Raw genomic sequence first — 18,229 nt, 5'->3', positions numbered from 1 at the left:
TTACTTCGAGCGCTCATCCCACCAGAATTCAACTTCATAACCATATTTTGGTGCTTGTAACGGTTTTTCAATATAGTTCTGATAAGCAACTAACTGAAAGTTACGCGCCCATAATGGTAAATAGTAATAATTCCATTTCAATACCCGATCTAATGCGCGTCCGTATGCTTGCGTATCCACATAACGGTCTGACTGAACAAGTCCTTCAACAAGGTTATCAATAGCAGGATCTTTAATACCACTGATATTATAACTTGAAGCAACACCCGCAAATTCAGATTTAAGTGATGAACGTAACTCAGTATTTGGCGGAATTCGAACCTTATATTGACTTGGGGTCATATCAAACTGACGTTGCATTAATAATTTGTAATATTCAGTACCTGTTTTAACTGTTATGTTTGAGCTAATACCCAATTTTTTCAGTGTTTGAATATAAGCGCCAATAGCAGGTTTCATGGTTGGCGATGGCAATAAGAAGTTAATTTTCATCACCTCGCCCGTCACACTATGGACCAACTTATTATTTTTAACTTTCCAACCGGCCTCTTTTAATAAGGCTTGTGCTTTTAATAAATTCTTACGGTTACGACCTGAGCCATCTGTGCTTGGTAGTGTAAATTCACTTGATAATACCTGTTCCGGCAATTGCGCAGACAATGGTATTAATATCGCTTTTTCCTGTGCAGAGGGTAATCCCTCTGCAGCCAAAAAGCTATTGTTAAACAGGCTTGTAGCGCGAGTGTATTGATTATTAAATGCTTTTTTATTTAACCACTCAAAATCAAATGCGGTGACCAAGGCTTCTCGCGTTCTGCGGTCATCAAATTTAGCCAGTCTTAAATTAAATACCATCGCCGTAACAAAAGAAGGTGCGTCATAATTAATCTTATCTTTAACAACCGTTCCAGCGCTAAACACGTCACCTTGATATAACTTATTCCAGCGTAATAAATTCGTTTCAGCAATATAATTTACATCATTGGTTTTAAGCGCTTGCACTGCTGCATTACGATCGCGGAAATATTCTACTTTGATATTCTTAAAGTTATATTTACCCTTATTAACAGGTAAGTTTTTACCCCAGTAATCATCTCTTAGTTCATACACAATCCCGCGACCAGGATCCACCGAGGTTACTTTATAAGGGCCTGAACCAATAGGTATATCAAGCGATGGCTGCGTAAAGTCTTTATGTTGCCAGATATGCTTTGGCAATACAGGTAAGTTACCCGAGTTTAAGATTTGTAAACGGCTACCATCACCACCAAAATTAATCTTTACCGTCAAAGGATCAATAACTTCAACCGACTTAACCATTTTAAAACGTGATTTAATATTACTTAAACCACTTTCACGATACAGGTTTAACGAGTACGCCACGTCTTCAGCAGTCACAGGATAACCGTCACTAAACTTAGCTTCTTTTCTTAAAGAGTAAATAACCGAAGAATAATCATCTGCAATGGTCATCTTTTCAGCTAACCAACCATAACGTGTTTTGATCTCATCTTTATCGTGACCACGAACAGTTAAGCGATCATAAAGCCAGAATAAGCCTCTCGGTTTTTTACCTAAATCGATAAATTGATGTAAAGAATCAAAGCTTCCCATTTCTGCCATTACCAACTCACCTTGTTTAGGTGCATTAGGATTCGCGTAATAAAAGTTACTAAAATTCTCGGTATACTTTGGTTCACCATACAAGCTGATACCATGACTGGTATATTCCGCCAACACAGGGTGACTAAACGCTGCGATTGAAACTAACGCGCCCCCTAATAACCCTCGAATAGATTGCTGTATATCCATTAGCTAGCTTGCTCCATAGCTAGTTCATTCACATCATTTTTAATGAGGGATAGTTGCCCAGTATCAATACGGTATAATTTATCAGCAAGATGGAAATAATGATCGTCATGTGTAATGGCGATAATCGTTTTACCGCGCGCTTTAAGCTCTGGTAGTAACTCGGTATAAAAAATACGTCGGAAGGTTGGATCCTGATCGGCTGCCCATTCATCAAGAACGATGATGCTGCGGTCTTCAAGGTATGCCAATAATAATGCTAAGCGCTTGCGTTGCCCTTGAGATAACTCTGTTGTACTAAGGCGACCATCTACCACTTCAACTTTATTATTTAAAGCGAGTTTTGTTAGGTAGTATTCAACCAGTTCTGGATCAGGCTTAACCCCATTTTCATTAATAATATTCTTAAATAAATAAAAATCAGCGAATACCACAGAAAAATGATTACGGTACCAATCAATATTATGCTCATTAATCACAGTATCAGAAAATGTAATTGTTCCACGGTGAGCACGATATAAACCAGTAAGCAGGCGTGCGCAAGTTGACTTCCCACTACCATTCCCACCGACCCAGAAAATCAATTCTCCTTGATTAATCGTTAAATTAATTGGTCCAACAGAAAACCCTGATTCGCCATCTTCACTCGGATAATCATATTCAATTTGGTTTAGCTGAAGTGTTTTCCATGAAGCCTGAAGTGCAGGCAATGAATTCAGTTCATTTTTGTCTTCAGCTAAATCTAACGATGATACTTTGGCATAAGCGACAGAACCAATAATAAGTGCAGGTAATGAACCAACAAATCCCGCTAAAGGCGAACGCAAGAACAGAATTGCCAGTGCGTAACCAGTCACTTGTTCCGATGTCCCAATCTGGAATTGGGTATGCATAAGTAAAACAAGTGCAATCAAGAGTAATACCGATGTATTTATCCAACTGCCATTTAGAACATTAAGTCGATCTGCTTTTGTATCCAAGACTCTCGCTTGTTCTGCTGAAGGCTCTAATTGAGAATGATAAAAAGACGTACGGCGTTCTTGACTTAATTTAAGCTCATTACGGCCTCGCAGCATAGCATCATAACTGTCAAATAATACGTCATCATTTTCTCGTACTCGTTTTTTATAATCACGAGATGCGATCATTAATCGGCGACCGAAAATAATCGATACCGTACTCATCACAAGCGTCGCGATAAAAAATGTCGCAGACAACCAAAACAAATACGCATACGTAAATAGTACAACCGATGCGCCAAAAACAACAAAAGGTAAACTATTAAACGCTTGGCTGATAGCGGTTATGTCTTTGGTTAAAGTCGCAAGAATAGTCGGCTGGCCTAACTGATCAATCCGCTCAACAGACATATTCATTAATCGGCGGCTAATACTTAGCCTTAGCTCATATACAACACGATGACCTAACCGAGTAATTTGAGATTGAGAGATGTAACTCAATCCAAATAATAGGAATATGAGAGCAAAAAATAAAGTGATTGGAAAATCAGCACCTACACTTAATCGACTAATCGCTTCATTAATAAATGCGATAACTGATACGCCTGCTGCAGCACTTAAAGCACTGAGAAATATGGCGACGATAAATTTTATATAGTCACGTTTTAATAAAGACAGAATTAACTTCGCGTTCATGATAAACAACACTGCTTGTTAGAGTTATGATAACAACACATTAGAATATTGTTGTCTTACAAAAGTATTAGGATGTTAACACTAATCATTCTTATTTGCATAAGAGTTTTTTTTATAAATGAATCAGTACTCTCTTAATAGCGCATTAAGAATAAGTATTAATGTCTGTGGATGCTGAATTCTATTATGTGTAAAATGTTAAACTTAGATTATTTAAAAAATAAATCATGAGGAATAAAGATGTAATCGTTAAACCATAGGTCCCTGAAATACAGTTATGAAGGCTGCTGATCGATGTCTTTTGGGCGCTGAACAGCCTACCGTAATCTGAACTGGGTCCATAATCCTATGTGTTATTCAGCCAGTGCCCTAATTTCTCTGCCTTAGTGGTCAGATAACCTTCATTGTGGGGGTTCTTTCCCACTTGAATCGATACACGCTCAACAATTTCAATACCAAACTCACTTAAAGCTTCAACTTTTCTAGGATTGTTAGTCATGAGTTTTAACTTTGAGATATTTAGATGGCTTAATATTCCCTGACATATACCATAATCTCGAAGGTCAGCAGAAAAACCCAGTCGCTCATTGGCTTCAACGGTATCTGCACCCTGATCTTGTAGGCTATAAGCTCGGATTTTATTCAATAAGCCTATCCCACGCCCTTCCTGCCTAAGGTAAAGTAAAATACCGCGGCCCTCTTCAGCAATCATCCTCATGGCTTCATTCAGCTGATATCCACAGTCGCAACGCATACTAAATAGCGCATCCCCAGTGAGGCACTCTGAATGAACTCTCGCTAAAACAGGTTTGCAATCAGAAAAATCACCGAGTGTTAGGGCCACGTGCTCCTGTCCAGTGTCTAAATCTTCAAAGCCATGCATATCAAAAGTAACAAATGGGGTTGGTAAACGACAGGTTTCAATAAAACGAACAGGCATATACTCAATGTCCTTGTGTAATATGGTTAAGAAATAATTAAATATTAGTTTTTAATTGACATGTTCTTAATATAAATCCCGACGGTAATGCCCAGTGTCAGTGAGTTGATTAATATAGCTCTGAGCTTGATCAAATGATAATTTACCGTGCTGTTGTGCTACTTCAATAAGTGCATTATCTATGGCTTTTGCTAAATTATCTTTACTACCACAAAGGTATAGTGTTGCATCACGCTGGAGTAGGGACCAAACCAAAGCACCTTGTTCTATTATCGCATGTTGCACATAGCGCTTTTGTTCTTGATCTCGTGAAAATACTGTAACCAGTTGACTTAAAACACCTTCGCTTAACCAATGTTCAAGCTCAGATTTATATAAAAAATCCTTCTTGGAATATCGTTCTCCAAATATAAGTAATGTTTCTGATTTTATTTGTAATTCAGTTTGAGCTTTCTGTTGTCGCTCTAATTGCTGTAAAAAACCAACATAAGGTGCTATCCCAGTACCTGCACCGATCATTATGACGGGTGTATCTATTTCATCAGCTAAGTGAAATTCTTTATTAGACCGAGTGAATATATCAACGATATCACCAGGTTCACAACGACTCAACCAGTTGCTCATCGTACCAAAATGCATTCTATTTTCATGTTCATAAGCGATATCTCTTACACATAAACTGACTTTCGAAGCACTTTTACCGTCACTATTTTGATCGCTGGATGCTATGGAATAAGCGCGTGCCGTTTGCTCTGATAATGCATCACATAATTCGCTTAATGTGATATACCCTACTTCTCCGCAATCCTGTAATACATCTAAAACATCACGACCGTAAAGGTAATCGGCAAGTGCTTTTTTGTTACGGATCTTTAATTTTTCTTTTAAGTTAGCATTATTTGATTTATTGGCTAGTGTGCGTAGTAAGCTTTTGCTTAACAAACGTAATTCTTTGCCCTGTAATTGTTGTGACGTCTGTTCATCACCAAACCAGTCTGTAATATCTTGTAGTAACTCAGATTTATGATTTGGTACTACATATAATAAATCACCGGCCCGATAATTCATTCCACTGCCATCAATATCGAGATCTATCTTATAGACACCGGCAGAACTGGAATTTAAGCGAGTGACATTAATTATTTTAGCTTGATGTGGCTTAGTTTCACTATAAGGCTCGACTCTGAGCATTAACTGATGACCAATCGTATCGTCACCTGCCACCACTGCATTGACTGTATCGACCCATTGTGTGAAAAAATTACGATAATCCAAGTCAGCGTCTACTCTATTAATAGCTCGGATAGCACCTTTATCGTGTAACTGCGCATCGAGTTGTTGGCCGAATTGACAAAAATTGGTATATGCTACATCACCTAAAGCAAAAATAGCATATTGAAAGGGAGCCAAAGTGTTAAGGCTTGCCAACTGTAACGCAAAGTCATCGGCATTGCCTGGAGGCTCCCCATCACCAAAGGTACTGGTGATCACCAGTAACAAATCTTTGGTGGATAAATCATTTATCACTAAATTGTTGAGAGTAACTAATTCCAATTTAACGGAAGATAGAAAGGGTAGCTCGCAAAACTGTCTGGCCAAGCGCTCTGCATTACCAGATTCAGAGCCATAGCTTATAATAATCCGTTCGAAATTAGTTTTCATCATTACTCTCCGTAGAAGTCGTCAAATACTTCTTTAGATAATTCAACGCTGTCAAAATCACTCATTAGATCATTAATAACTCGACGAATGCTGATATATTCTGTGATGTTACCTGCATCATCAAAGATAGGTTGTACTGTTGTATCTACAACATACAAGCTGCCACCTTTACCTACGTTTGGTATAATACCCGTCCAGATTTCACCATTTTTGATAGTATCCCACATATCTTTATAGACACTTTTTTCGATTGATTTATGGCGTACTAAATTATGTGGAGCACCTACTAACTCTTCTCTGCTATAACCAGTTAACTGACAAAATAAATCATTAACATAAGTAATGTTGCCTTGAAGATCTGTTTTAGATACGACTAAAACCTTATCGAGGGCGGTTAAAACTTGTTCTGAAATTGAAGTTTGCATCTATAAATACCTTTTTGTAAATAGGAATCTTGTGAATTCGTCATCACTATATTATTGATGCATTTAGAATGCAACAATAATATAATTCGTTAATCAAAAAGATTTTTATGTAAGCATTTAAGAGTTAAATAGAATTAATAGTTGTGACTTCAAGGTGCACAATCAGCAAACCGTATGAAGAGTATCTTCAAGACGTCATAACGCCTTCGTCGGCTTGTCCTTCTCGTCTCTGATATCGCATCGGTATAGACATCATTTTTATTTAGGCGTACTTATGGATATAAATCCCTATTCGTTCAACGATTTCAGTTGCAAAACCATCAATACTTTGCTGATTTTTTTAACCCTGTATTTTTCGAGCAGCCACACTTTGTGGGAATAGCGCGCAGTATTTATCCCATTCAGGATTTTTTTGATGGATTACTTTGGCATTGCCATATCGCTTATTTCTATGCTTTAGTAATTGATAGGGTCCATACTGCAATAGCCGTGTATTTAATTGCTTAAACCACCAGCGTTTATTACCAATTGCATTAAATAAATGGTCAATTGAACAAGTCGGCTCGTTGCTAGGCCCAAGTAATTATGTTTAACACTCGAAAAGCTGTCATACTAGCGCCATAAAATTTAGTATTTTGATGACTAAGATTAAAGTGAGAACAAAATGATCAATATTTACCGTGTATCTTTTCCTGATGGTAGCGTTTATATCGCATCGAAAAAAACACCACCAGCAAACGCAGTAAAAAGCTATGAATGGGCTAAGAATCACGCAGACCCAACACGTCCGTTAGTTGCAGCTTACCTAAAAAGCAAAGGCCAAAGCACGTTAGAGCTACTTCATTCAGATCTAACACCTGATATGGCTAAAAAATTAAAAAGAAGATATATCGTCGAAGCAAGACAAGCAAAGCAATTCGTTATTACCTAATTGATGCTTAAAACCTGCTTGCTCAAGCAGGTTTTTATCTACCTTTCTTTTGCTTCCTCCCCTAAAATAGCCCATTGTAAGTATTAGAAATAATCTAATCTAATTAAAAATAAACCTCGCCATAGCATTTTGATTATGTAATACCCCCCTGAGCATAATAATCAAGCCAGGCAAGAACACTACTTCAGTTTATTCAACCATAAATAATTTCACATACTTTTTTCAGCATTGAGTTCTATAAAACCATGGGCTAAAGTAACTCACCAGTTTCAAGGTAATAGCTTGTTATTAAAGTGAAATTGCAATTAATTAATAGTACTTTTGTATGCTATTAACGAGATAACTCATAAAACAAGGATGTAATAAAATGAAAGCAAAATCTATCTACTCACTATTATTGTCAGGCGTTATCGCCCTCTCTGTTGCAGGCTGCAGCTCTTCATCAGTAAAACGTAATGCAGACCAAGAATTTCCCCTTGAAGTGACAGCGAGTGCACCTGCATTTATTTTCCCAATTAGCCTGCATGGCGTTCCAGGGGATAGTGCTGAAGTTGGTTTAGCTATCTCTTCAGGTGCAGTATCTGAATACGGTGCATCGGTAATCTCTGGTCAACAGCTTTATAGTGTTGTTGGTAATTTATCATGGACACTTGGCGAAAACATGCGTCGCCAAGCAAACCTAGATAAACTAGAAATGACAGGTTCCGCAGAGAAATATGCGATTGAACTTGATAAGAAAATGAAAACACTGACCAATAAGTTAAAAGCGTCTGGCGTATTGACGAACAAAGACTACAACTTCAAATATGTTGTTGTGCTACATGTGGATTCATCAGGCGGTATGAACATCCCGATGATGACTAACGTGACCGCTTTCGGTGGCGTCATGGATATGGAAACACGAAAAATCGTATCTTATATCGAAAAAGATCTGACATTATCTCAAGATGCGATTCTGGCGCAAATGCCGATCGAAATGAACAAAATTATTGCCGAACTATTAGATAAACCCGAAGACGCTTAATCACGTTCCTTAACATAATTCGTAATTAATGCCTATTACCTCCGACCTGCTGTAATAGGCATTCATCATTGCATAAGCTCACTTAAATACGATAATTAAGCGTGAGTGACTTTATCTTTATCCTTTTCCACACTCGGCTGATCACTTAATACTTCGGCAAGTGTAGAACGACACAAATGCCCCTCAACATCACCATCCACATTTAACACCGGCAGTGGCAATTGATTATCCAACATTTCAGGAATTACAGTTTCCAACAACGCATCACTTTGCACGGCTGGCACAGCTTCCAATAAAGACGCATCAAGAACATTGCTGTAATCGCTTTTTTCAACATTATCCAAGGTACCTTGTGTGATCACGCCTTGATAGCCATCCTCGTTAACAACATAACCATAATCTTGTTTTGATTTACGCATTTGCAATACAGCGTCACCGATTGTCTCGGCCGAAATACGGAAGATTTGCGGTTGCATTACCGTTTCCACCGTCAATGCGCGCGCGCGATTTACATCTTTGACAAAGGCTTCAACATAATCATCAACCGGGTTAAGTAAAATATCAACAGGTGTTCCTTGTTGTACTAATACCCCATCACGCAAAATAGCAATGCGATCACCCAGTCGTAATGCTTCATCAAGATCATGGGTAATAAAGACAATGGTTTTATGTAACTTTTCCTGCAGCTCAATCAACTGGTCTTGCATTTCGCTACGGATCAAAGGATCCAATGCTGAAAATGCTTCATCCATTAACAGAATATCGGCATCGGTACACAAAGCACGTGCTAAACCGACGCGTTGCTGTTGACCTCCAGACAGCTGTCTTGGGTATTGATTGGCATAACCATCCAAGCCCACAGTTTCCAACCACTGCGTTGCACTTTTCTTTCGTTCAGCTTTCTTGACGCCCTGCACTTGCAAGCCATAACCAATATTGTCTAACACGGTGCGGTGCGGCATTAATCCAAAACGTTGAAATACCATCGACATTTTATTACGACGAAAATCTTGCAGGTCTTTGCTCTTCAATTGCATGACATCACTACCCGCGATTTCTATTTCCCCGGCAGTAGGTTCAATTAAGCGGTTAAAATGGCGGATCAAGGTTGATTTACCCGAACCAGACAACCCCATGATAACGAATATTTCTCCCGGATAAATATCTAGGTTAATATCCGACAAACCAACGGTATGACCCGTTTCAGCTAAAATAGCATCTTTTGATTTACCCGCTTTGACTAGCTCGAGCACCTTTTTCTCATTTTTACCAAAAATTTTGTATAAATTCTTAATACGAATTAACGGGCTTTTCTTATCATTCGAACTCATCTTACTGCCCTCCAAAATTTTGTAACGTACGTTTTGCGTAACCTTGCGAAATCCGATCAAAAATAATGGCGAGAACAACAATGGCTAAGCCATTCAATAAACCAAGTGTGAAATATTGGTTGGTGATAGCCTTTAATACAGGTTGACCTAAACCTTTTACGCCAATCATAGAAGCAATCACAACCATAGCGAGCGCCATCATAATCGTCTGATTAATACCGGCCATGATATTAGGCATTGCCAGTGGTAACTGCACACCAAATAAACGCTGCATAGGACTAGCACCATAAGCAGTTGCCGCCTCTAGCACTTCTTTGTCTACAAGACGGATACCTAAGTTCGTTAAGCGAATGACAGGCGGCACAGCGTAAATAATAACAGCGATAACACCTGGGATTTTACCGATACCTAATAACATCACCACAGGGATCAAATACACAAAGGCTGGCATTGTTTGCATAATATCTAAGATAGGTGTGACGACGGACTGAACACGATCAGAGCGAGCCATCGAGATCCCGATAGGAATACCAATAAGCACCGCGAGTGAGGTAGAGACCAGAATAATACTCATGGTTCGCATGGTATTGTCCCACATTCCAAAGAATCCGATGAGGAAGAAGGCTAAGACGACACCTAAGGTTAATTTCCAAGAACGACTTGCCATATAAGCAAAAACAGCTAATACAGTAATAACGAGCCACCAAGGGCTGCCAAGTAATAATTTTTCGAACCAAATAAGAAAACTAAGTAAGGGATCAAAAAACGCTTCGATACTATCACCGTATTCACGCGAAAAGCTGCGATAAGCGCCGTCCAATGTCTTTCTAATATCAAGTAATTGGCGACGATCTAGCTGCGGTATTTCCGAAAGCCATGAACTGTCTGACATATTATTTATTTCCTAAAATGAAAAAGCCCGAATAAGTCGGGCTATATATACCCAAGCTACTTCAAGGAGCACAATCAGCTAACTGAAGTGCTTTGGGTATAGTGAAAGGCTATAGTTCTGAGACTGCTTTCTTAATTTTCTTCGCTGTAGCTGAATCAACCCACTGTGACCAAGTATCTTCATAGTTTGTTAAGAAGTGCTCAACACTGTATTCGCCATCAGCTTGCTCATCTTCCATCCAAGCAAGTAGCTCATTCATCTGAGCATTCTTGAATGAGCGGGCTGTAAGGTAAGCCAGTGCTTCAGGTGCTCTTGCCGCAAATGTTTCAGTCACGACAGTATCCACAGCTGAAGGTGGGAACATAGTTACTTTAGGTTCTAAACAATCGTCTTGAGTAATGCACTCTTTAAAATGTTTTTCATCTATGCCTGAACCAAAATCAACCTTAACCATATCGTATTTACCCAATACAGCTGTCGGCGCCCAATAATAGCCAAACCAAGCTTCTTTACGCTCATAGGCTTTAGCAATAGAGCCAGATAAGCCTGCACCAGAACCTGGATCAATTAAATCGAACCCGTCATCGGCAAGATCCAGTGCCTCGTATAGATTCGTTGTTGTAATTTGACAATTCCAACCTGATGGACAAATCATAAATGCAGATTTATCCGGGTCTTCAGGGTGCTTGAATAGTTTTGCGTTGGCTTTAATGCCTGCAATCGTTGCTAAACTCGGGTCTTTTTCGACCATATAAGCAGGAACCCAAAAACCTTCTTCACCACCATCTGTCAGTGTGGCTCCAGCATAACGAATTCGCCCTTCTTCAACACCTTTATCAAGGGCTGATTTCATGGAATTACTCCAAAATTCAGGTGCAATATCAGGCTGACCTTTTTCGATCATAGCTGTTCCGGTTGCCATTGTATCGCCAGGTACGAGTTCGGCATCACACCCAAAACCATGCTCTAAAATAAAGCGATCAATATTAGCGATGATTGTTGCTGAATTCCAGCTCATGTCAGCAATGGTAACACTGCCACATTCACTTGCATTAGCGAAGGTAGAAAGAGATGAACAAGCAAGAAGTAGTGAGGTAGCGAAAGTCTTCCGCATATGAATAATATCCTTATTATTGTAATGAAGTACTACTAACACTACAGGAAATCGCGACTAAAAGCTTAAATAAGTACTAAAAACCGTTAACATGGTTAAAAAATCTCACGGTAATTAATACTAGAAACAGGTAAAAACGTCATAAAATCAGTTAAGTAAAAGAGTTACTCTTCCGCCTGAATTTGACCAACAAATAATACTGGCGCAGCATCTAATTTTTCTGCATCCATCATTGAGGCAATCCGTTCGACAGCTGACAATAGCTGACTTTGTTCCCACTCTTCAAGATTTTGATAACGTTTGATGAAATGGTCTTGAAGCGGCTTGGGTGAACTACTCAGTAATAATTTACCTGATTCACTCAGCGACAGATGCACTTTACGTTTATCGGTTTCACTTCGCTTCCGAATCACCAACGCCCGACTCTCAAGTCTGTCAATAATCGTCGTGACTGTCGCAGCACTTAAGGCTATCTCTTTCGCAATGTCTTTCGCCAATGGCGCATCAAGCATGGCAATATTTTGCATCACCATGAGCTGAGGACCTGTTAAACCAGACTGTTTATTCAGCTGGCGAGAATGTATATCAATGGCTCTGATCACTTGACGCAGTGATACTAATAATTCTTCGTACTTTTCCATAACCCTTCCATAATTCGCCCCTCATTTTTCGAAACAATAACAGAAATTAGCACCAGACTCATACTGCAAATGTGAAAAAAGCAAAATAACGCTTATACGTTATTTTGCTTTTGTTGTATTCCTAACCACTATCGAACTAATTAACATATTAAAACGAGCGTGGTGAGTATGCTAGTTCACTAACTCAATTTTATTAAAGTCAATTTCATTTTCTTCAGGTGAACGTTCAATCGCTGCAACCTGCTTGGATTTATTCGCCATAATATAACCAAAACAGCCGATGATCAGTGCGATTGCTAATGCGCCAACCCACTGAATCTGTAAGAAATCCAGTTTGAACAATAACGTCAAAGCACTCATTAATACAAGATTACCAATAATGTATTTAGCCTTACCTAAACGTTCTACTGTTAAATTTAAATTATCAGTATAAAGTCGTACTAATGAATCCAGCGAGTTAATCACAAAGGTGATGCCCACTAATACCATCGCAAGGTTATAGAAGCCTGTTGTCGCGATCTCATTCACGCTGTAGTAGTAAAGTACCGAGAACCATACTGCGATTGGAATAGACGGGAAGACCATCATTGCAATCAGTACTTGATAAGTTTTCATACCACCAACAAAGCGGGAAGTGAATTGACCAATCATGATGCTCCAAGAGAACCACCAGAATAAGTAAAATTCATGGTAATCATTCATCGGTAAAACAAATTGATGTATATTACCAAAGTAATCGCTAATCAACGCAAAAGTTGTTGTAAATTCACTCACGCTTGATTCTTCAGATAAGAACGCGCCAGCCCACATCATGACAATCAGACCTAAAAATAACCAGGTACTCGCTAAACTCAATATACGTACATAACGAATACTAGTACTTGAGTAAACAGCCGCAGCAATGACAACAAAAACGATTAGATAGAAACTACCCACTATCGTTTCGCCATCACCTAATTCAGGTAAATACCAAGGTAAATTGGTCAGTAATAAGTAAGCAGTAAAGGCACAAGTACCTATAATGATGAGGTTATTGATGAATTTAATTAATGGGATCTCGAAGAATTTAACTCTTGGTTCAATGACACAAAAATAGAAACAAGTTAAAAAGTAAAATGCCCAGATCAGAAATGCCCAGAAACCAAATTCAATCGCTAAAGGATTACTAAAGCTGTATTCAGGACTTGCCGCAAGGTTTGCATAACCAGCAAACTCGGTCAGCGGAAACATGATAAGTCCCACGTCCAGACCGGAAGTAAATAGAATAGCGATAAAGGTAAATGTACGTACAGGCGTAACACCCACACACCGCACATTGCCCCAACGAAAAATCACAAATGCAATTGCAACAAAGGTAAATATAATACCTATGCTAAGCCAAGTAGTCATCATTTAAACTCCATGTAAATTTTGTATAAAACATAAATTTAATCCTTTCTTATGTTTTAAATAGCCTAGCTCAACGTTTGAGTCTGCAATCTAATTAAGTCTGTAATAAAGTATTAAGACTATAATAAAAATCATGATTGCATGCACCCTCAAACCTTAAATATCGAATTTCCGATATTTAAGCCCTGATGAATTGAGTTTAGCATTAAAGACCATTTAGCCAGAGTGGCTTAGGCTGGTCAGATACCTATGGTTAAGCACTGAGTTGTCACAACTAATGGTCATAACAATGCAGTCCTTAACAATGTAGTCGCTAAACAGGCTGGCGTTTTGGCGCCTGTAAGCGTTGTGTACTCTGCCATTTTGGCGCCACAGTAACACTGCTCACGTCTGCTTTGAGCAGTGTATTGCCCAAGATCAGATCTGCAGCGCGCTCTGCCAACATGATAGTCGGTGAGTTAAGGTTGCCATTGGGTATCGTTGGGAAAATAGATGAATCAACCACCCTCAATCCTTCAATACCATGAACTCTGGTTTCTGAATCAACGACAGCCATAGTGTCTTCACCCATCTTGCACGTACAAGAAGGATGGTAAGCACTTTCTACCGAGCTTCTCACAAAACGGTCGATCTCTTCATCCGTTTGAATATCGATTCCCGGTTGGATCTCTTCACCACGGAATTCATCCAACCCTGGTTGACCAATAATTTCACGTGTTAAGCGTACACAAGCCCTAAAACCTTCAATATCCTCGGCATGAGAAAGATAGTTAAACTGAATATGCGGCGCAACATGCACATCATTAGACACGACTTTTACAAAGCCACGGCTCTTCGGTTTGTTATGACCCACATGCACCTGAAAACCATGCCCAGCAAACGCTTCTTTACCGTCGTAACGCATTGCAGCAGGTAAGAAATGGTATTGTAAATCAGGCCATTCTAGTCCGGGTTTAGATCGAATAAAACCACAAGATTCAAAGTGATTCGTTGCCCCTAAACCTGACTTATCAAAGAACCAACGCGCACCAATATACAGCTTATTTAATGGGTCTAATTTGCCATTCAACGAAATCGGTTTAAGACACTTGAATTGGAAATAAAATTCGAGATGATCTTGTAAATTCTCGCCGACTCCCGGCAATTCATGTACTTGCTCAATACCGGCTTCTGCAAGTGTGCTTGCTTTACCGATACCGGATAATTGCAGGATATGCGGAGAACCAATCGAGCCAGCCGAAAGAATCACTTCTTTGTTACAATGCAGTCTGGTTAGCTTGCCTTTACGTTCAAACTCTAACCCTATTGCTTGTTTACCTTCAAACAATACCTTGTGTACCAAAGCATGGGTAATAACCGTTAAATTACTGCGTTGCATTGCAGGTCTTAAATACGCATTTGCTGTCGACCAACGCACACCCTTTTTGATAGTCATGTGCATAGGGCCAAAACCCTCTTGCTGCTTACCATTGTAGTCATTGGTTGCCATATAACCGGCATCAATACCAGCATCAACAAAGGCTTTGTACAAAGGGTTTTTCATGTTGTTGCCGTTATTCACAGCAAGGGGACCACTGTCACCACGATAGTCATCGCCGCCAAACGCCCAACTTTCAGCCTTTTTAAAGTAAGGTAAGCAATTGGCGTAATTCCAATTTTTTGCCCCGCTTTGGTGCCACTCATCAAAATCGCGAGCATGACCACGTACGTAGACCATACCGTTAATAGAAGATGATCCACCTAATACTTTGCCACGAGGGCAATGCATACGGCGATTATCCAAATGCGGTTCAGCTTGAGTTTCAAACTGCCACGCATACTTCTCGCTATTCATAGGAATAGATAATGCAGTTGGCATTTGAATAAAAATACTCTTGTCACTGCCACCTGTTTCTAATAGCAGTACCTTGTTGGCTGGATCTGCTGATAATCGGTTGGCTAAAACACAACCAGCACTACCCGCGCCAACAATAATGTAATCATACAATCCCTGTGATTGAGTCATATAGGCTCCCTAAAATGGACTTTCGAGTCGTTGCATACCAACATACACAGCTTTAATCTGGGTATACGCTTTTAACGTTTCGCTACCGTTTTCACGGCCAATACCAGACATCTTATAGCCGCCAACAGGCATTTCAGCAGGTGACGCGCCGTACGCATTGATCCAACAGATACCGGCTTGCATTTGATGAATAACACGGTGAGCACGGGTAATGTCTTGAGTGAACACACCCGCGGCTAAACCTAAGCGGGTATCATTAGCACGGCGAACGACTTCATCTTCATCTGCAAATGTGAACACTGACATAACAGGGCCAAAGATCTCTTCTTTACTTAATGTCATTTCATCAGTGCACTGAGTGAAAACGGTTGGCGCAACAAAGTAACCATTCGGCGCATTCTCTGGTTGCAGAGCATGACCACCGGTAAGAAGTTCAGCACCTTCTGATTTACCTATCTCAATAAAATTCAATACTTTGTCTTGATGCTCTTTCGAGATCAACGCACCAAAGTTAGTCTCTGGGTCCATAGGATCACCACAGATTATGTTGTTCTCGGTACGCTCACGTAGTTTTTCGATAAAGCGTGGGTAAATGGCGTCTTGCACAAATACACGTGTACCGTTGGTACACACTTCACCTTGAGTATAAAAGTTCGCTAGCATCGCCGCCGATACCGCATTATCAATGTCAGCGTCATCAAAGATGATTAGCGGTGATTTACCACCTAGTTCCATTGTGACTTCTTTCAGTGAGCCCGCTGCGGCAGCCATCACTTTTTTGCCAGTACCGACTTCACCAGTAAACGATACTTTAGCAATCTCGTCATGTGTTGTTAGCCAAGCACCAACACGACCGTCACCTTGAACAACGTTGAACACGCCATCGGGTACGCCCGCTTCAGTAAATATCTCAGCTAACTTGATTGCGCCACGTGGTGTCTCTTCTGATGGTTTAAAGATCATGACATTACCGCAAGCAAGCGCAGGTGCTGATTTCCAACACGCGATCTGTAGCGGGTAATTCCACGCACCAATGCCTGCACAAATACCTAATGGTTCACGGCGGGTATAATAAAAATCATCACCGACCTGTTGTTGATTACCTTCAATGCTCGGTGCAATACCAGCAAAAAATTCAATTGAATCGGCACCTGTGACAACATCAACGACAGAGGCTTCTTGCCAAGGTTTGCCTGTGTCTTGCACTTCGATAACAGCAAGTTCGTCATTACGTTCACGTAACAAGGTCACTGCTTTTAATAAAATACGGTTACGCTCTATCGGCGTCATTTTAGACCAGGTAGCGAAACCAATTTTTGCACTTTCAATTGTCGCTTGCTGAATACTCGCATCAGCAACTTCAACTAAATAACTTACTTCTCCGTTAGCCGGATTAATGACTTCAAAGGTTTCACCTGAGTCATTGGAGAGAGACTGTCCGTGGACATAATTTTTATAAGTAACTAACGACATTTATTTTCTCCGTGCTGCATGATCACAGCCTCGATAAAGGCTTTACATAAAATTTGGGCTTGTTCGAATTCTTTTTCAGGACAACTGCTCAAGGCACTGCGCAACCAAAAACCATCAATCATCGCTGCAGTTTGTTTCGCAGAATGGATCGCGACATCCTCAGGCATTAATTGTTTAAATGAAAATGCGAGGTTGCTATACAAACGCTGGCTGTTGATGTGTTGCAGTCTGGCTAATCCAGGATCGTGGACAGCTTGAGACCAAAAACTTAACCAGGTTTTAGTCGCTGCGGTTGAACGTTGAAATTCAGTAAAATTAGACTCGACAATCATCGACAAGCGTTCTTCTGCGGATAAGTTTTTACCTAAAATGCGGCTTAATAATGCTTGTTTTAGTTCATCGAGTAGATATTTGAGGGTTGCTTCAATGAGACCTTGCTTACCACCAAAATAATGGCTAATAAGGCCAGATGACAGTCCAGCTAAACCACTAATGGTATTAATTGTTGTGTGGTGTAAACCATGGCGTTCAACAGAGATTAACGTCGCGTCAATCAGCTGCTGTTGCCTTACCGTTTTCATTACTGGTCTGGGCATAAAAAGTAACCATCCATGTTTGGTTGTTGATAATTCAATGCTTAACTGTTGTTAAAAGTTGTTAATTGAACGTTCAATTAACAATAACTATAATAGTTAGAGCTGTAACTATCAACCCTAAAATTTGTCGTTGGCATAGTTAAAATAAAATAACACTCACATAATTCCGCGAGAAACAACAGGTTAAGCCACTGTTTTAAAAGAGCATTACCACGCCGTTAAATTACAGTTAATTAGTCGTAAAATAGTCGTAAATAAATTAATAGTTTCAACCATAATCATTAGAAATGTAAGTATTAGACTTAATTCAACAAAGTACTAACACCTATATCGATAGGTCAA

15 protein-coding genes are annotated in these 18,229 nt (G+C 39.7%); 2 read left to right on the top strand and 13 right to left on the bottom strand.

From position 1 onward, the window contains the following. The 5 genes from HWV02_RS07015 to HWV02_RS06995 all read right to left on the bottom strand — a co-directional run bounded on the left by HWV02_RS07015 (position 1) and on the right by HWV02_RS06995 (position 6,491). On the bottom strand, positions 1 to 1,812 hold the full coding sequence (locus HWV02_RS07015) for an extracellular solute-binding protein (RefSeq protein ID WP_211689997.1): 1,812 nt from the start codon (positions 1,810 to 1,812) through the stop codon (positions 1 to 3). Further along, positions 1,812 to 3,464: a cyclic peptide export ABC transporter gene (locus HWV02_RS07010; RefSeq protein ID WP_211689996.1), complete on the bottom strand. Its 1,653-nt coding sequence runs from the start codon at positions 3,462 to 3,464 to the stop codon at positions 1,812 to 1,814. The genes HWV02_RS07015 and HWV02_RS07010 overlap by 1 nt, the downstream gene beginning before the upstream one ends. Positions 3,465 to 3,810: 346 nt before the next feature. Continuing rightward, positions 3,811 to 4,404 (bottom strand): GTP cyclohydrolase II, encoded by a 594-nt coding sequence (ribA, locus tag HWV02_RS07005; protein ID WP_211689995.1) that lies wholly within the window; start codon positions 4,402 to 4,404, stop codon positions 3,811 to 3,813. 66 nt (positions 4,405 to 4,470) lie between these two features. Beyond that, positions 4,471 to 6,069: a sulfite reductase flavoprotein subunit alpha gene (locus HWV02_RS07000; RefSeq protein WP_211689994.1), complete on the bottom strand. Its 1,599-nt coding sequence runs from the start codon at positions 6,067 to 6,069 to the stop codon at positions 4,471 to 4,473. Beyond that, entirely contained in the window at positions 6,069 to 6,491 is a 423-nt protein-coding gene (locus HWV02_RS06995) for a PAS domain S-box protein (protein WP_157534178.1), read from the bottom strand. Before HWV02_RS06995 ends, HWV02_RS07000 begins: the two co-directional genes overlap by 1 nt. 664 nt (positions 6,492 to 7,155) lie before the next feature. Between HWV02_RS06995 and HWV02_RS06990 the strand changes: the two genes are divergently transcribed. Both HWV02_RS06990 and HWV02_RS06985 read left to right on the top strand, forming a co-directional pair. Beyond that, a complete protein-coding gene (locus HWV02_RS06990) occupies positions 7,156 to 7,422 on the top strand; it encodes a hypothetical protein (protein WP_045111063.1) in 267 nt (88 codons plus the stop codon). Positions 7,423 to 7,789: 367 nt separating this feature from the next. After that, positions 7,790 to 8,446, top strand: coding sequence for a hypothetical protein (locus HWV02_RS06985; RefSeq protein WP_211679072.1), 657 nt, complete (start codon positions 7,790 to 7,792; stop codon positions 8,444 to 8,446). Positions 8,447 to 8,541: 95 nt separating this feature from the next. Here the strand turns inward: HWV02_RS06985 and HWV02_RS06980 are convergent, their stop codons facing one another. The 8 genes from HWV02_RS06980 to betI all read right to left on the bottom strand — a co-directional run bounded on the left by HWV02_RS06980 (position 8,542) and on the right by betI (position 17,887). Further along, positions 8,542 to 9,777, bottom strand: a complete 1,236-nt coding sequence (locus tag HWV02_RS06980) for a glycine betaine/L-proline ABC transporter ATP-binding protein (RefSeq protein ID WP_211689993.1) — start codon at positions 9,775 to 9,777, stop codon at positions 8,542 to 8,544. A gap of 1 nt (position 9,778) precedes the next feature. Further along, positions 9,779 to 10,669: a proline/glycine betaine ABC transporter permease gene (locus tag HWV02_RS06975; RefSeq protein ID WP_211689992.1), complete on the bottom strand. Its 891-nt coding sequence runs from the start codon at positions 10,667 to 10,669 to the stop codon at positions 9,779 to 9,781. 109 nt (positions 10,670 to 10,778) lie between these two features. Beyond that, positions 10,779 to 11,783, bottom strand: a complete 1,005-nt coding sequence (locus HWV02_RS06970) for an ABC transporter substrate-binding protein (protein ID WP_211679069.1) — start codon at positions 11,781 to 11,783, stop codon at positions 10,779 to 10,781. 164 nt (positions 11,784 to 11,947) lie between these two features. Then, a complete protein-coding gene (locus HWV02_RS06965; RefSeq protein ID WP_211674672.1) occupies positions 11,948 to 12,424 on the bottom strand; it encodes a MarR family winged helix-turn-helix transcriptional regulator in 477 nt (158 codons plus the stop codon). Between the two features lie 171 nt (positions 12,425 to 12,595). Next, entirely contained in the window at positions 12,596 to 13,813 is a 1,218-nt protein-coding gene (locus HWV02_RS06960) for a BCCT family transporter (protein WP_211680065.1), read from the bottom strand. A 313-nt stretch (positions 13,814 to 14,126) separates the two neighbouring features. Beyond that, a complete protein-coding gene (gene betA / locus HWV02_RS06955) occupies positions 14,127 to 15,818 on the bottom strand; it encodes a choline dehydrogenase (RefSeq protein ID WP_211679068.1) in 1,692 nt (563 codons plus the stop codon). 9 nt (positions 15,819 to 15,827) lie between these two features. After that, a complete protein-coding gene (betB, locus tag HWV02_RS06950) occupies positions 15,828 to 17,291 on the bottom strand; it encodes a betaine-aldehyde dehydrogenase (RefSeq protein ID WP_211679067.1) in 1,464 nt (487 codons plus the stop codon). Continuing rightward, positions 17,282 to 17,887 carry a transcriptional regulator BetI gene (gene betI, locus HWV02_RS06945; RefSeq protein ID WP_211679066.1) on the bottom strand — a complete coding sequence of 202 codons (606 nt, stop codon included), beginning with the start codon at positions 17,885 to 17,887 and terminating at the stop codon, positions 17,282 to 17,284. The genes betB and betI overlap by 10 nt, the downstream gene beginning before the upstream one ends. Positions 17,888 to 18,229: the final 342 nt, after the last annotated feature.

Source organism: Moritella sp. 28, from assembly GCF_018219435.1.
In the GTDB taxonomy this organism is placed as follows: Bacteria; Pseudomonadota; Gammaproteobacteria; order Enterobacterales; family Moritellaceae; genus Moritella.
The sequence above is the reverse complement of the archived record's forward strand: the minus strand, read 5'-3'. Positions and strand labels throughout refer to the sequence as shown.

Coding starts and splice junctions, on each gene's coding strand:
- HWV02_RS06980 (WP_211689993.1), bottom strand. CDS start 9,777: ATGAGTTCGAATGATAAGAAAAGCCCGTTAATTCGTATTAAGAATTTA.
- HWV02_RS07010 (WP_211689996.1), bottom strand. CDS start 3,464: ATGAACGCGAAGTTAATTCTGTCTTTATTAAAACGTGACTATATAAAA.
- HWV02_RS06960 (WP_211680065.1), bottom strand. CDS start 13,813: ATGACTACTTGGCTTAGCATAGGTATTATATTTACCTTTGTTGCAATT.
- HWV02_RS06975 (WP_211689992.1), bottom strand. CDS start 10,669: ATGTCAGACAGTTCATGGCTTTCGGAAATACCGCAGCTAGATCGTCGC.
- betA (WP_211679068.1), bottom strand. CDS start 15,818: ATGACTCAATCACAGGGATTGTATGATTACATTATTGTTGGCGCGGGT.
- HWV02_RS07015 (WP_211689997.1), bottom strand. CDS start 1,812: ATGGATATACAGCAATCTATTCGAGGGTTATTAGGGGGCGCGTTAGTT.
- HWV02_RS06965 (WP_211674672.1), bottom strand. CDS start 12,424: ATGGAAAAGTACGAAGAATTATTAGTATCACTGCGTCAAGTGATCAGA.
- betI (WP_211679066.1), bottom strand. CDS start 17,887: ATGCCCAGACCAGTAATGAAAACGGTAAGGCAACAGCAGCTGATTGAC.
- HWV02_RS07000 (WP_211689994.1), bottom strand. CDS start 6,069: ATGATGAAAACTAATTTCGAACGGATTATTATAAGCTATGGCTCTGAA.
- HWV02_RS06995 (WP_157534178.1), bottom strand. CDS start 6,491: ATGCAAACTTCAATTTCAGAACAAGTTTTAACCGCCCTCGATAAGGTT.
- HWV02_RS06970 (WP_211679069.1), bottom strand. CDS start 11,783: ATGCGGAAGACTTTCGCTACCTCACTACTTCTTGCTTGTTCATCTCTT.
- HWV02_RS06985 (WP_211679072.1), top strand. CDS start 7,790: ATGAAAGCAAAATCTATCTACTCACTATTATTGTCAGGCGTTATCGCC.
- HWV02_RS06990 (WP_045111063.1), top strand. CDS start 7,156: ATGATCAATATTTACCGTGTATCTTTTCCTGATGGTAGCGTTTATATC.
- ribA (WP_211689995.1), bottom strand. CDS start 4,404: ATGCCTGTTCGTTTTATTGAAACCTGTCGTTTACCAACCCCATTTGTT.
- betB (WP_211679067.1), bottom strand. CDS start 17,291: ATGTCGTTAGTTACTTATAAAAATTATGTCCACGGACAGTCTCTCTCC.